The organism is Dongia sp. (assembly GCF_041905885.1).
In the GTDB taxonomy this organism is placed as follows: Bacteria; Pseudomonadota; Alphaproteobacteria; order Dongiales; family Dongiaceae; genus Dongia.
The window spans coordinates 210,292-225,097 of sequence record NZ_JAYRKD010000002.1 but is presented as its reverse complement, the minus strand read 5'-3'; the positions used below and the strand labels follow the sequence as shown (position 1 = coordinate 225,097).

The 14,806-nt window shown below is 65.7% G+C and carries 13 protein-coding genes; all 13 read left to right on the top strand.

Features of this window, described 5'->3' with window-relative positions; genetic code table 11:
* The first annotated feature begins 100 nt into the window (after positions 1-100).
* The 13 genes from ACH2CY_RS02910 (at position 101) to ACH2CY_RS02850 (ending at position 14,788) form a co-directional block, all read left to right on the top strand.
* A complete protein-coding gene (locus ACH2CY_RS02910; RefSeq protein ID WP_395015738.1) occupies positions 101-1,213 on the top strand; it encodes an ABC transporter ATP-binding protein in 1,113 nt (370 codons plus the stop codon).
* 78 nt (positions 1,214-1,291) lie between these two features.
* Positions 1,292-2,353 (top strand): ABC transporter substrate-binding protein, encoded by a 1,062-nt coding sequence (locus ACH2CY_RS02905; protein ID WP_395015737.1) that lies wholly within the window; start codon positions 1,292-1,294, stop codon positions 2,351-2,353.
* 60 nt (positions 2,354-2,413) lie between these two features.
* Positions 2,414-3,670, top strand: coding sequence for an ABC transporter permease (locus ACH2CY_RS02900; protein ID WP_395015736.1), 1,257 nt, complete (start codon positions 2,414-2,416; stop codon positions 3,668-3,670).
* Positions 3,670-4,506 carry an ABC transporter permease gene (locus ACH2CY_RS02895; protein WP_395015734.1) on the top strand — a complete coding sequence of 279 codons (837 nt, stop codon included), beginning with the start codon at positions 3,670-3,672 and terminating at the stop codon, positions 4,504-4,506. Before ACH2CY_RS02900 ends, ACH2CY_RS02895 begins: the two co-directional genes overlap by 1 nt.
* Positions 4,507-4,552: 46 nt before the next feature.
* On the top strand, positions 4,553-5,683 hold the full coding sequence (locus ACH2CY_RS02890) for a glycosyltransferase family 4 protein (RefSeq protein WP_395015731.1): 1,131 nt from the start codon (positions 4,553-4,555) through the stop codon (positions 5,681-5,683).
* Positions 5,680-6,288 carry a histidine phosphatase family protein gene (locus ACH2CY_RS02885; RefSeq protein WP_395015730.1) on the top strand — a complete coding sequence of 203 codons (609 nt, stop codon included), beginning with the start codon at positions 5,680-5,682 and terminating at the stop codon, positions 6,286-6,288. The genes ACH2CY_RS02890 and ACH2CY_RS02885 overlap by 4 nt, the downstream gene beginning before the upstream one ends.
* On the top strand, positions 6,285-7,445 hold the full coding sequence (locus tag ACH2CY_RS02880) for a glycosyltransferase family protein (protein WP_395015728.1): 1,161 nt from the start codon (positions 6,285-6,287) through the stop codon (positions 7,443-7,445). Before ACH2CY_RS02885 ends, ACH2CY_RS02880 begins: the two co-directional genes overlap by 4 nt.
* The gene (locus ACH2CY_RS02875) at positions 7,442-8,242 is read left to right on the top strand and encodes a polysaccharide deacetylase family protein (RefSeq protein ID WP_395015725.1); all 801 of its coding nucleotides are present in this window, start codon (positions 7,442-7,444) and stop codon (positions 8,240-8,242) included. Before ACH2CY_RS02880 ends, ACH2CY_RS02875 begins: the two co-directional genes overlap by 4 nt.
* A gap of 1 nt (position 8,243) precedes the next feature.
* The gene (locus ACH2CY_RS02870; RefSeq protein WP_395015723.1) at positions 8,244-8,729 is read left to right on the top strand and encodes a hypothetical protein; all 486 of its coding nucleotides are present in this window, start codon (positions 8,244-8,246) and stop codon (positions 8,727-8,729) included.
* Positions 8,726-10,621, top strand: a complete 1,896-nt coding sequence (locus ACH2CY_RS02865) for a dipeptide ABC transporter ATP-binding protein (RefSeq protein ID WP_395015720.1) — start codon at positions 8,726-8,728, stop codon at positions 10,619-10,621. The genes ACH2CY_RS02870 and ACH2CY_RS02865 overlap by 4 nt, the downstream gene beginning before the upstream one ends.
* Positions 10,618-12,528: an ABC transporter substrate-binding protein gene (locus ACH2CY_RS02860; protein ID WP_395015719.1), complete on the top strand. Its 1,911-nt coding sequence runs from the start codon at positions 10,618-10,620 to the stop codon at positions 12,526-12,528. Before ACH2CY_RS02865 ends, ACH2CY_RS02860 begins: the two co-directional genes overlap by 4 nt.
* 59 nt (positions 12,529-12,587) lie before the next feature.
* The gene (locus ACH2CY_RS02855; protein ID WP_395015718.1) at positions 12,588-13,619 is read left to right on the top strand and encodes an ABC transporter permease; all 1,032 of its coding nucleotides are present in this window, start codon (positions 12,588-12,590) and stop codon (positions 13,617-13,619) included.
* A complete protein-coding gene (locus tag ACH2CY_RS02850; RefSeq protein WP_395015715.1) occupies positions 13,616-14,788 on the top strand; it encodes an ABC transporter permease in 1,173 nt (390 codons plus the stop codon). Before ACH2CY_RS02855 ends, ACH2CY_RS02850 begins: the two co-directional genes overlap by 4 nt.
* Positions 14,789-14,806: the final 18 nt, after the last annotated feature.

Genomic DNA, 14,806 nt, shown 5'->3' with positions numbered 1-14,806 from the left:
CGCTGTGCATTGGGGCGTCCGGAACGGATCTTCGATCCGCGCCGCGGGCGGCCGCATTTGCATCGGCGATAGCGGGGCATGAGGAGGCACGCATCGAACAATGACCGAGGTCAGGACGAGTGGCGGTAAAGAGGATTACGTTCAGTTCGTCGGCGTGCAGAAGACTTATGACGGCGAAACGCTGGTCGTCAAAAACCTCGATCTCAACATCCGCGCCGGCGAGTTCCTGACCCTGCTGGGTCCTTCGGGCTCGGGCAAGACCACCACCCTGATGATGCTGGCCGGGTTCGAAGTGCCGACCCATGGCCGCATTTTCCTGGACGGGACGCCGATCGACAACGTGCCGCCGCATAAGCGGAACATCGGCATGGTGTTCCAGAACTACGCCCTCTTCCCGCATATGACGGTCGAAGAGAACCTCGCCTTCCCCTTGAACGTCCGGAAGATCGGCAAGGCGGAAGTCGAGACCCGGATCAAGCGCGCGCTCGGCATGGTGCAGCTCTCGCATCTCGGCAAGCGGCGCCCGGGCCAGCTCTCCGGCGGCCAGCAGCAGCGCGTGGCGCTGGCCAGGGCCTTGGTGTTCGAGCCCAAGCTGGTGCTGATGGACGAGCCATTGGGCGCGCTCGACAAGCAGCTGCGCGAGCAGATGCAGCTCGAGATCAAGCATATCCACCGCAATCTCGGCGTCACCGTGGTCTATGTGACCCACGACCAGTCGGAAGCGCTGACCATGTCGGACCGGGTCGCGGTCTTCAACGACGGCGTGATCCAGCAGCTGGCTCGGCCCGACGATCTCTACGAGCGGCCGCAGAATTCCTTCGTGGCGCAGTTCATCGGCGAGAATAACCGCCTCAAGGGCAAGGTGGTCGCGATGAACGGCACCGGCTGCCAGGTCGAGATCGAGGGCGGCGGCAAGATCGAAGCCGTGCCGGTCAAGGTCGAGGGCGTCGGCGCCCCGACCACGCTTTCGCTGCGGCCGGAGCGGGTGCGGCTCAATCCCGCCAACGGCCATTGCGCCAACGTGTTCCAGGCCAAGGTCGAGGAGCTGATCTATCTCGGCGACTTCACCCGGGTGCGCGCCACGGTCTGCGGCAACAGCGAGTTCATCATCAAGGTGCCGAACGCCGACGGCGCGCCGGACTTGAGCCCCGGCGCCTCGATTTCGGTGGGCTGGAAGAAAGAGGATTGCCGCGCGCTTGACGCGGCCCAGTAGCTTGATTGAGTTAGTCGCTTCTAGAGGGCGTACACAAGCAACCGCCGGAACCAATCCGGCATAACAGGGAGAGAGGGAATGAAAGCACTACCATGGCTTTGCGCCGCGCTGCTGGCGGGTGTGTCCGCCACGGCGATCTCGGTGCCGAAGCAAGCATCGGCCGAAGGCACGCTGACGGTGATTTCCTGGGGCGGCGCTTATCAGGAAAGCCAGCGCAAGGCCTTCATGGAACCTTATGCCAAGGAGACCGGCACCAAGATCAATGAAGGCGAGTATAACGGCGAGATCGCCAAGATCCGCGCCATGGTCGAGTCGAAAAGCGTCACCTGGGACGTGGTCGACGTCGACACCCAGACCGCGCTCGCGGCCTGCGCCGAGGGCACGCTGGAGACCATCGACTGGGCCAAGCTCGGCCTCGACCGCTCGAAGTTCATCGGCGGCGACATCGTCGATTGCGCGGTGCCGAACATCCTCTATTCGACGGTCATCGCCTATGACACGACCAAGCTGAACCCGGGCCCGACCAGCATCAACGACCTCTTTGACCAGGCCAAGTTCCCGGGCAAGCGCGCGCTGCAGAAGAACCCGTTCGTCAACCTCGAATGGGCGCTGCTCGCCGACGGCGTGCCGATGGCCGACGTCTACAAGGTGCTGAACACGCCGGAAGGCGTGGACCGCGCCTTCAAGAAGCTCGACACCATCAAGAAGGACGTCGTCTGGTGGGAATCCGGCGCGCAGCCGCCGCAGCTCCTGGCCGACGGCCAGGTGGTGATCGCCTCCGACTGGAACGGCCGCTTCTTCGACGCGGTGAAGAAGGACAAGAAGCCGTTCAAGATCGTCTGGGACGCGCAGGCCCCGGATTGGGATTGGTGGGCGATGCCGAAGGGCGGGCCGAACATCGACGCCGCCTACAAGTTCATCGCCTGGTCGAGCCAGCCGGACCCGATGGCGGAGCAGACCAAGTACATCTCCTATGGTCCCGCCAACAAGGATTCCGGCCCGAAGATCGATCCGGCGGTGCTGCCGGATCTGCCGACCGCGCCGGACAACATGAAGAACGTGCTCTACGTCGATCCGCAGTTCTGGGCGGATAACGGCGACCAGCTGCGCGAGCGTTTCAACGCCTGGCTGGCGAAGTAGCCTGACCACGAGGAGGGAGCGGCAACGCTCCCTCCTTTCTTTTCGTTCAAGCGCCCGAACATGACCGCCATCACCGAAAACATCGGACTGGATATCACCACCGACCGCGATGCGCTGAAGCGGCGCCTGCGGGCGGTCGAACGAAAGCGCCGGATCCGCGCGCTGGCGCTGGTCACGCCGCTGTTCCTGTTCATCCTGCTCTCCTTCGTGATTCCGATCCTCAGCCTGCTGCGCAACGCGGTCTACGATCCATCGATCCACAACCTGATGCCGAATACCGTGGCGGCGCTGGCCCAGTGGGACGGCAAGGAAGTGCCGGACGAGGCGGCCTTTGCCGCGCTCGCCGCCGACCTCGCCGCCGCCCAGAAAGACAAGACCATCGCGCTGATCGGCAAGCGGCTGAACTACGAGATCTCCGCGATCCGCAGCAAGATCCTGGTCAGCGGGCGCAAGGCCGCGCAGCTGACCCAGGGCCCCTACAAAGAGGCGATGATCGGCATCGACAAGATCTGGGGCGAGCGCGACACCTGGGCGGTGCTGAAACGCTCGACCAGCAGGGTCACCAGCTTCTACGTGCTGGACGCGCTGGATCTCGGGCAGGATGCCGACGGCAACCTGGTCTCCACGCCGGAAGAGCGCGCGATCTACATCACGCTCTACCTCCGGACCCTGAACATCAGCCTCACGGTGACGGTCGCGACCCTGCTGCTCGGCTTCCCGCTGGCCTATCTGCTGGCGAACCTGCCGACAAGGACCAGCAACCTCCTGATGATCCTGGTGCTGCTGCCGTTCTGGACCTCGCTGCTGGTCAGGACCACGGCCTGGTTCGTGCTGCTGCAGGACAACGGCAGCATCAACGACGTGCTGCAGGCGCTGCATCTCACCAACGAACCCCTGCCGCTGATCTTCAGCCGGTTCGGCACGGTGGTGGCGATGACCCATATCCAGCTGCCCTTCACCCTGCTGCCGATCTACAGCGTGATGAAGACGATCTCGCCTTCTTACGTGCGCGCCGCGCGTTCGCTGGGCGCGGGGCCGTTCCACGCCTTCTGGAAGATCTATTTCCCGTTGACCGTGCCGGGGATCGCCGCCGGCTGCCTGCTGACCTTCATCCTCTGCCTCGGCTACTACATCACGCCGGCCTTGGTCGGCGGGCCGCAGGACCAGATGGTCTCCGGCATCATCGACCGGGCGATGAACAGCGAGAACAACTGGGGCAAGGCCTCGGCGCTGGGGGCGATCCTGCTGGCCGCGACCCTGGTGCTCTACTTCGTCTACAACCGGCTCGTCGGCATCGACAAGATCAGGTTCGGATAATGGCTCTGAGCCCATATGCAACGCCCGGCGAACGCGTCTGGCATGTCTCGCACCGGCTGATCTGCGCGGCGGTCCTGCTGTTCCTGATCTCGCCGATCATCGTGATCATGCCGCTGTCGTTCAACTCGGAATCCTACTTCACCTACCCGATGCCGGGGCTGTCGCTGCAGTGGTACCGGGAGTTCTTCACCAACGCCCGCTGGATCGATTCCGTGGTGATGAGCCTGCAGGTCGCTTCCTGCGTCACCATCATCGCGACCACGCTCGGCATCCTCGCCGCGCTCGGCCTCTCGCGCCTCAACATGCGCGGCAAGGCGGCGATCATCGCCATGCTGCTGATGCCGATGATCGTGCCGGTCATCATCAGTGCCGTCGGGATGTATTTCTTCTACGTCTCGCTCGGCATCCTCAACATCACCTGGGCGCCGATCGGCCTCATTCTGGCGCACACCGCGCTGGCCTCGCCCTTCGTGGTGATCAGCGTGACGGCGACCCTCAGCGGCTTCGACTATAACCTGATGCGGGCCGGCGCCAGCCTGGGCGCGCCGCCGCACACGGTGTTCTTCAAGGTGGTGATGCCGCTGATCCTGCCCGGCGTCATCTCCGGCGCGCTGTTCGCCTTCGTCACCTCCTTCGACGAGGTGGTGGTGGCGGTGTTCCTGGCCAGCCCCGAGCAGCGCACCTTGCCGAAACAGATGTTCAACGGCATCCGCGAGAACATCAACCCGACCATCACCGCCGCCGCCACCCTGCTGATCCTGGTCTCGATCGCGCTGCTGACCTCGCTGGAGCTGCTGCGCCGGCGCCAGGAGCGGCTGCGGGGCATCCGGAACTGACCTGCCCCCGGCTTGCTTAAGGAGGCCCGCCCTGTAGAGTGCGGCCATGCGGATCGCCTTCTACGCCCCGTTGAAAGCCCCCGATCATCCGGTGCCCTCGGGCGACCGGACCATCGCGCGCCTGCTGGTCGCGGCGCTGCGCAAGGGCGGCGCCGAGGTCGAGATCGCCAGCCGGATCCGCAGCCGCATCTCCGAGCCGGCTGAAGATGCCCAGCAGGCGATGGCCAAGAAGGGCCGCGCCGCCGCGAAACGCCTGATCGCCCAATACCGGGCGCGGCCCAAGCGGCGGCGGCCGCAGGCCTGGTTCACCTATCACCTCTATTACAAGGCGGTGGACTGGATCGGGCCGGAAGTCGCGGCGGCATTGGACATCCCCTATTTCATCGCCGAGGCGAGCCATGCGCCGAAACGCGCGGAGGGCCCCTATGCCTTCAGCCATGCCGCGGCCGAAGCGGCGATCCGCGGCGCCGACGGGATCTTCTGCCTGAACCCGATCGACCGCGGCTGCCTCGCGCCGCTGGTCGGCAAGCGCCGGCTGATCGATCTCGCCCCCTTCCTCGATCTCGCCGATTTCACCCGGGATCTGCCGACGCGGGCGGCGATGCGGGCGAAGCTGGCGCGCGACCACGGGCTCAACGCCGACGAGCCCTGGCTGCTGGCGATCGGAATGATGCGCAAGGGCGACAAGCTCGCTTCCTACCGCCTGCTGGCCGAGGCCCTGCAGCATCTCGACCGGCCCTGGCAGCTGCTGATCGTCGGCGACGGCGAAGCGCGGGCCGACGTGCAGCGCGCCTTCAAGCCGGTGGCGGGCGGCGTGTTCCTGCTGGGCGCCCGGCCGCGCGAGAAGCTGCCGGAAATCGCCGTCGCCTGCGACCTTTGCGTCTGGCCGGCGGTCAACGAGGCCTTCGGCATGGCGCTGCTGGAAGCGCAGGCCTGTGGCCTGCCGGTGGTGGCCGGCGCCTGGGGCGGTGTTCCGTCCATCATCGTCGACGGCAAGACCGGCTGGCTCTCCAAGCCCGGTGACGCCACCGAGTTCAGCGCCGACGTCGATTTCGCGCTCGATGCCCCGCTCGGCCTGGCGGGCAAGGCGGCGCGGGCCAATGCACTGGCCAAGCACGACATCGCCGGCGCCGCGCGCACCCTCATTACCGGCATCAAGAAGACCATCGGCAAATGAATGATGGCTTGCCGCTGGTCGCGATTCGCCATGCGCCGACCGAATGGAACGCGGCGCGGCGCCTGCAGGGTCGCACCGATGTGGCGCTCAGCGCCGACGGCATCGCCGCGGCCAAGGCCTGGCGCGCGGATCCCGCCTGGGCCGGCTATCGCGTGCTGGCGAGCCCGCTCAAGCGCGCGCAGGAGACCGCCCGGCTGCTGTTCCCGGCGCGCGAAATCGCGCTGGACCCGCGGCTGATGGAAATGGATTTCGGCGCCTGGGAAGGACAGTCGCTGGCCGAACTGCGCGCGACGCCGGGTGCGGCGGCGGCGGAGCGCGAGAGCCTCGGCCTCGATTTCAGCGCCCCCGGCGGCGAGACACCGCGCCAGGTCCAGGCCAGGCTTCAACCGTTGCTCTGCGAGATCGCCGCGGCGAACGCGCCCACCATCATCGTCACCCACAAGGCGGTGCTGCGCGCCTTGCTCTCGCTGGCGACGGGCTGGGCCTTCCTCGGCAAGCCGCCGGTGAAGATCGCGGCGAACACGGCACATCTCTTTCGACTGGATGCGGCGGGAAGGATCTCCGTCGAGCGGATGAACGTGTCGCTGCTGCCGGCGCCCAAATGACCGCGCGCGTGCTCATTCATGTCCAGCATCTGCTGGGGATCGGGCATTTGCAGCGCGCCGCCGCGATCGCCGGCGCTTTGCAGCATCGCGGCGCGAAGGTGGTGCTGGCGACCGGCGGCGTGCCGGTGCCGCAGGTCGAAGCGGCGCTGGAGCAGCGCGGCGTTTCAGTCGTGCGCCTGGCGGCGGCGCGTGCGGCGGATTCCAGCTTCTCCGCGCTGCTCGATGCGCAAGGCAACGCCATCGACGATGCCTGGAAGGCGCGGCGGCGCGAGGCGGTGTTGCAGCTGTTCAAGGACACCGCGCCCGATGCGCTGATCACCGAGATGTATCCGTTCGGCCGGCGCCCGTTCCGCTTCGAGCTCGAACCCTTGCTGGAGGCGGCCCGCCATCGCGCCGACCCGCCGCTGATCGCCTGTTCGGTGCGCGACATCCTGGTCACCAAGGAGAAGCCGGGCCGCGCCGAGGCGATGGCCGAGACGGCGCGGCAATGCTTCGACCTGGTGCTGGTCCACAGCGACCCCAAGCTCATTCCCTTCGCGGCGACCTTTCCCTTGGCCGCAACGATCGAGGACCTGATCCGCTACACCGGCTATGTCACCGAAGCCAAGCTGGAGACGGCATCGGCCGACCGGAGCGCGGGCGAGATCCTGATCTCCGCCGGCGGCGGCGCGGTGGGGCGGCCCTTGCTGCAGGCGGCGCTGGCGGCGCGCGCCCTGTCGTTCGAGCGGACGCGGCCCTGGCGGCTGATCACCGGCGGCAATCTCCCGCAGGAGGACTTCGAGCGGCTGCAGCAGGAGGCGCAGGGTTTCACCGTCGAACGCTTCCGCACCGACTTCAAGGAACTGCTGGCGCACTGCCGGGTCTCGGTCTCGCAAGGCGGCTACAACACCGTGCTGGAGATCCTGGCGACCCGGACGCCGGCGGTGGTTGTGCCGTTTGCGGAAGGGGTTGAGAGCGAGCAGACCGACCGGGCCCGGCTGCTGCATGAGAAAGGCCTGTTGCGCCTGCTCCCCGCCCCGGAGCTCGACCCGATGCGGCTGGCGGAAGAGATCGACCGCGCGTCTGTGATGACGATCCCACCCTTTACCATCAATCTCGATGGTGCCCGGCAATCCGCCGCCCTTATCCTCGACGCCTTGGCAAAGAGGGCGGCGTGACCGGTTGGGGCGATCTGGCGCGCGAATGCGAGATTTGGGGCGCAGCGGGACGAACCGCCACCTGGTGGTGGCGCGACGACGACGCCGTGGCGGCGACGCCGGCGCTCGACCGGTTGCTCGAGGTCGCGCGGGGGCCGATCGGCCTGGCGGTGATTCCGGCCGGCCTGCATGGCGATCTCGCGCCGCGGCTGCGGCAAAGTCCGGCCGCGCTGGTGCTGCAGCACGGCTATCAGCACCGCAACCATGCCCCCGAGGGCGGACGGAAGAGCGAGTTTCCGGACGAGCGGGATGCGCAAGCCGTCGCGCGGGACCTTTCCGACGGGTTCCGAAAGCTTTCCGCTGCCTTCGGGGGCCAATTCCTGCCGGTGCTGACGCCGCCCTGGAATCGGATCGGCGGTCGGTCCGTCGCAATCCTGCAATCGATCGGCTTTATAGGGCTGACCCGCTACCAGCCCCGGACCACACGCGTGGTTCATGGGCTGAACCAGGTGAACACGCATGTCGACGTTATAGACTGGCGGGGCAAGAATGGCCCGTCGGGGGGATTTCTGGGGGAAGACGCCTGTCTCAGCCTGTTCATCGGGCATCTCCAGGCGCGACGCCAGGGCCAGGCCGACCGGGACGAGCCGACCGGGGTTTTGAGCCATCATCTTGTTCATGATCCGGCCACTTGGCGTTTTCTCGAGAAACTGCGAGATTTCCTTGCGAATCAAGCGGCAGCGCGTCTGCTCGACCCGTCTGCTGCGTTCAGGGAGGATAACTCCCAAACTGGGAAGCTTTCGGGGTCCAACGCATAACATGGTCGAGCTGCGCTATCCGGTTTCAAGCCTGGTCTACGACTACCTGCGGGGGATTCTCGGCCTCGGCATCAGCGTGGTGATCATGCAGTCGCTCGGCGCCGAGGCGCCGATCTTCTGGGTGATCCTCGGCCTCGCCGTGCTGTTCCTGGTCTGGCTGGCCAATACCGCATTGCGGCATGCTAGCCGGATCCGCTTCGACGAAGAGGGCCTGCAGAGCACGCCCTGGCCGAAGAAGAGCATCGCCTGGGGTGGACTCGAGGCGATGGCGCTGCGCTACTATTCTACGCGGCGCAAGCGGAAGGACGGGTGGATGACGCTGACGCTGAAATCGGGCAAGACCAAGATCGACATCGAATCCACCCTGCCGCATTTCGCGGATATCGTCGCCCGCGCCGCCTACGCGGCGAAGCAGGCGAACGTCCTCGTGGACCAGATCACCCTCGACAACATGGACGCGATCGGCGTCAAGGTGGACGCAGCGTGACCGACCTCCTGTCCGTTAAAGATCTCAAAGTCGATTTTGTCCTCGACGGCATCATGATTCCGGCCGTGCGCGGCGCCTCGTTCCGCGTGCCCAGGGGCAAGACCGTGGCCCTGGTCGGCGAATCCGGCTCCGGCAAATCGGTCTGCGCCCAGGCCATCATGGGAATCCTGCCCAAGGTCGCCAACATCACCGCCGGACAGATCCTGTTCGATGATTCCGCGCGGGGTAACGGCGTGCTCGACATCGCCCAGCAGCCGCGCAACGGCGCGGTGATGCAGAAGCTGCGCGGCGGCTCGATCTCGATCATCTTCCAGGAGCCGATGACCTCGCTCTCTCCGGTCCACACCGTCGGCGACCAGATCGGCGAAGCGCTCCATCTCCACCGCAAGATCAGCAAGGCCGAGGGCACCGCGGCGGTGCTCGAGATGCTGCGCCTGACCGGCTTCCCGGATCCGGAGCGCGCGCTCAAGACCTATCCCTTCGAGCTCTCCGGCGGCTTGCGCCAGCGCGCGATGATCGCCATGGCCCTGGTCTGCCGCCCGGCTTTGCTGATCGCCGACGAGCCCACGACGGCGCTGGACGTGACCTTGCAGGCGCAGATCCTGAAATTGATGTCGGATCTCAAGGCCGAGCTCGGCATGGCGATGCTGATGATCACCCATGATCTCGGCGTGGTCGCCAACATGGCCGACGAGGTCGTGGTCATGTATCACGGCGAGGTCCAGGAATCCGGCACCGCGCACGACATCTTCACCAACCCCGGGCATCCCTATCTGCAGGCGCTGCTGAAGGCCGTGCCGCGTTTCGGCATGGAGCCCGGCGAGCGCCTGACGCCGATCCGCGAGATCAAGTCCAAGCCGACCGGCATGTTTGCCGAAGCGAAGCCGCTCCCGCCAAGGGACTCCGGTGGGGAGGGACCGGCGGTCGACCTGCCGCTGCTGTCGATCGAAGGCATCTCCAAGACCTATCGCATCCGCAAGGGCGGCTGGATGGGCGGCGGCGATCGCGTCATTCATGCGGTCGCCGATGTCGGCTTCGAGGTGAAGCGCGGCGAATGCCTGGGCCTGGTCGGCGAATCCGGCTGCGGCAAGACCACGCTCTCCAAGCTGATCATGCGGGCGATCGATCCCGATTCCGGGGTGATCCGCTACAACGACCACGGCAAGCTGGTCGATGTGCTGCGCCTGAACGGCCGACCCCTGAGCGAATTCCGCAAGAAGATCCAGTTCGTGTTCCAGGATCCCTTTGCCAGCCTCAACCCGCGCATGACCGTGCTCGACATCATCAGCGAGCCGCTGGTGATCCACAACGTCGGCACGCCCAAAGAGCGGATCGAGATGGTGAAGGAGCTGATGTCGCTGGTGGGCCTCAATGTGAAGCACCTGCGCCGCTATCCGCACAGCTTCTCCGGCGGTCAGCGGCAGCGGATCGGCATTGCCCGGGCGCTGGCGCTGAAGCCGGACCTCTTGATCTGCGACGAGCCGGTCTCGGCATTGGACGTCTCGATCCAGGCGCAGATCCTGAACCTGCTCAAAGACCTGCAGGCGCGGCTCGGCCTCACCTACATCTTCATCTCGCACAACCTCGCGGTGGTGGATTACGTCGCCGACCGGATCATGGTGATGTGCGCCGGCCGCGTGGTCGAGCTGGCGCCGGCCGCCAATCTCTTCAAGAACCCGGTGCATCCCTACACCAAGGCGCTGCTGGCCGCGGTGCCCGATCCCTCGCTCACCCATCGCCTCGATTTCGAGAAGCTGATGGGTGGCAAGGCATCGGTGCCGTCCGCCTGGCCTGCACCCTTCACCATCGACGCCGACAACCAGCCCAGCCTGGTCGATATCGGCGACGATCACTGGGTGCGCGCCGCCATCAGCATTCGGAGCGCGGCATGAAGTTCCGGTCTCTCATTCTCGCTGCCGGCCTGCTGTTGGCCGCGAATGCGGCGCGCGCGGACTGGATCAGCCCGCCCTATTTCGCCAAGGATGAAGCGGCGGGCGAGCTGCCGCCGATCAACGAGCGGCTGCCCGAGCATCCGGCGGTCGCCACCATGCCGGAACAGGGCCAGCAGGGCGGCGAGCTGAAGACGCTGCTGGCCAGCGCCCGCGACAACCGGCAGATCTCCTACTATTCCTACGCGCGCCTGGTCTGCTACGACCGCAACTACAAGCTCCAGCCCGACATCCTCGAGAGCTACGAAGACAAGGACGACAAGGTCTTCACCCTGCATTTGCGCAAGGGGATGAAGTGGTCGGACGGCAAGCCCTTCACCACCGAGGATTTCCGCTATTGGTGGGAGGACGTCGCCAACAACCCGGAGCTTTCGCCTTCCGGGCCGCCGAAGGATCTCATCGTCAACGGCAAACCGCCGGTCGTCGAGTTCATCGACGAAACCACCGTGCGCTATTCCTGGGACGCGCCCAACGCCGACTTCCTGCCGAAGCTCGCCGGGGCCGCGCCGCTCTACATCTACCGGCCGGCGCACTACCTGAAGAAGTTTCACGCCAAATACGCCGACGCGGAGAAGCTCGCCGAGGCGGTGAAGGATGCCGAGCAGCCGAGCTGGGCCGGCCTGCATAACCGGCGCGACAACATGGGGCGCAACGACAACCCGAAGCTCCCGACGCTCGACCCCTGGGTCTTGCGCACCAAACCGCCGGCGCAGCGCTTCGTCTATACCCGCAATCCCTACTACTACCGCGTCGATCAGGCGGGGCATCAGCTGCCCTATCTCGACCAGATCATCGTCGATATCGCCGCCTCGTCGCTGGTCCCGACCAAGACCGGCGCCGGCGAGACCGACCTCCAGGCGCGCTATCTCCGCTTCGACAACTACACCTTCCTCAAGGTCGGCGAGAAGCGCGGCACCTATTGGGTGCGGCTCTGGGATGACGGGCGCGGCAGCAACCTCGCGCTGTTCCCCAACCTCAACACCAACGACGAGGTCTGGCGAGAGCTGATGCGCGACGTGCGGTTCCGCCGCGCGCTGTCGCTCGGCATCGACCGCCACGAGATCAACCAGGCGATCTATTTCGGCCTCGGCAACGAGGGCGGCAACACGCTGATCCCGGCGAGCCCCCTCTACAAGCCGGACTATCGCAGCGCCTGGGCCAATTTCGATCCGGTGCTGGCCAACCGCCTGCTCGACCAGATCGGCCTCACCGAGCGCGACGAAGACGGCATCCGCAAGCTCAAGGACGGCAGGCCGGCGCAGATCATCATCGACATCGCGGGGGATTCCACCGAGACGACCGATGTGCTGGAGCTGATCAAGGATACCTGGCACACCATCGGGATCGACCTCTATCCCAAGCCTTCGCAGATCGAAGTGATGCGCAACCGGATCTTCGCCGGCGAAGCGCAGATGTCGATGTCGAACGGGATCGACAACGGCTTCCCCTCGGCGGACATGAGCCCACAGGATTTCACGCCGACCACGCAGCAGCAGTACCAGTGGCCGAAATGGGGCCAGTATCTGGAGACCAGCGGCGAGGACGGGCAGAAAGTCGACCTGCCGGAAGCCGCGGCGCTGCAGGACCTGATGGGCCAGTGGCGGCGGGCGGGGGACAGCGCGGCGCGCGCCCAGGTCTGGAGCCAGATCCTGTCGATCTGGGCGGACCAGGTCTATACAATCGGCACGGTCGCGGGCATTCCGCAGCCGGTGGTCGTGTCGCGGCATCTGAGGAACGTGCCGGAGCGCGGCATGTGGGCTTTCGAGCCGGGCGCAAGCTTCGGCGTCTATAAGCCGGATACGTTCTGGCTGGACCAGCCCGGTCCGCTGAGCCCGATCGCGGAGAAATAGGCGTACCGCAGCGGCGAGGGGCGCCGCTGCGTTTCTAAGAGGTAAGTCTAGGGGATTCGATGCTGCGTTATCTCGTCCAGCGGCTGTTCGTGATGATACCGACGCTGCTGGTGATCAGCTTCCTGGTCTTCGCGATCATCCAGGCGCCGCCCGGCGACTTCCTGGAGAGCATGATCGCCGAGCAGCAGTCGCGCGGCGAGAATGTCGACAACGACAAGATCGAGTTCCTGCGCCACACCTACGGGCTCGACCAGCCGTTCTACCTGCAATACCTGCACTGGATGTTCGGCAACTGGGACGGGCTTCAGCACCAGAACGGCGGGCTGATCTTCGGCGACATGGGCTATTCCTTCGAGCATATGCTGCCGGTGACCGAGGTGATCGGCGATGCCTTGAGTCTCACCGTGCTGATCTCGATCGCCACGATCCTGTTCGTCTGGATCGTCTCCTTCCCGATCGCGGTTTATTCGGCGACCCATCAATACGGCTTCTTCGACTATGTGTTCACGTTCCTGGGGTATCTGGGCCTCGCCACACCCTCCTTCCTGATCGCCCTGGTGCTGCTCTACTTCGCCAATATCTGGTTCGGCACCTCGGTCGGCGGCCTGCTGGACCCGCAATACATCGACCAGCCCTGGAGCTGGGGCAAGTTCGCCTCGCTGATGGAGCATATGTGGGTGCCGGTCCTGGTGATCGGCCTGCCCGGCACCGCCGGCATGATCAGGCGGTTGCGCGCCAACCTGCTCGATGAGCTGAACAAGCAGTATGTGGTGACCGGCCGGGCCAAGGGCCTGCCGCCGTTCCGCCTGCTGGTGAAGTATCCGCTGCGGATCTCGCTCAATCCCTTCATCGCCGATATCGGCAGCCTCCTGCCGGAGCTGATCTCGGGCTCGGTCGTGGTCTCGGTGGTCATGTCGCTGCCGATCACCGGGCCGATCCTGCTCGCAGCACTCCGCTCCCAGGACATGTATCTCGCCGGTTCCTTCCTGATGTTCATGGCGCTGCTGACGGTGGTCGGGATCTTCATATCGGATCTCGCGCTCGCCCTGCTCGATCCCAGGATCCGCTTCGGCGCCGGGAGCGGCAAATGATCGAGATGAATGCGGATCCCCAACCGCTGAAGCACAGCGTCTCGCAGGCGCCGTTCGATCCCTATTCGATCGAAGTGGTCTCGCCAGAGCAGGAGAAGATCTACCTCGCCTCGCAATGGCGGATGATGTGGCTCCGCTTCAGGAAGCACCGGCTGGCGGTGGTCTCCGCGGTCGTGCTGGCGGTGATGTATGTCTCGATCCTGTTTGTCGAGTTCCTGTCGCCCTACAGCCTGCATTCGCGCAACGTGGATTCCATCTTCGCGCCGCCGCAGCGGGTGCATCTCTTCGACAAGGGCGAGTTCATCGGGCCCTTCGTCTATGCCAACGACTACAAGCTCGACATGGAGACGCTGAAGCGCGTCTACACGCCGAACCCGGACAAGCCGCAGCCGATCCGCTTCTTCTGCCGCGGCGACAGCTACAAATTCTGGGGGCTGATCGAGGGCCAGACGCACCTTTTCTGCCCGCCCAACGGCGGCACCCTGTTCCTGCTGGGCTCGGACCGGCTGGGGCGCGACATGTTCTCGCGCATCCTCTACGGGATGCGAATCTCGCTCACCATCGGCCTGGTCGGCGTCACGGTTTCCTTCGTGCTCGGTATGCTGCTCGGCGGATTGGCCGGCTATCACGGCGGCTGGGTCGATGACCTGGTGCAGCGCGCGATCGAGATCCTGCGCTCGATCCCGCATCTGCCGCTCTGGCTCGCCCTGGCCGCGATCCTGCCGGTCAACTGGTCGCCGCTGCTGATCTATTTCGGCATCACCATCATCCTGGGACTGATCGACTGGACCGGCCTCGCCCGCGCGGTGCGCTCGCGCCTGCTTTCCCTCCGGGAGGAGGATTTCTGCGTCGCCGCCGAGCTGATGGGCGCCAGCCCCGGCCGCATCATCTTCCGCCACCTGATGCCGAGCTTCATGAGCCACCTGATCGCCTCCGCGACCCTGGCGATCCCCGGCATGATCCTCGGCGAGACCGCCCTCTCCTTCCTGGGGCTGGGCATCCGGCCGCCGATCGTCTCCTGGGGCGTGCTGCTGAACGAAGCGCAGAACATCCAGGTGGTGGCGCTGTATCCCTGGTTGATGCTGCCGATCGTTCCGGTCATCATCGTGGTGCTCGCCTTCAACTTCATGGGCGACGGCCTTCGCGACGCGGCCGATCCCTATAAGTAACCCCCAGGGATACTCAGG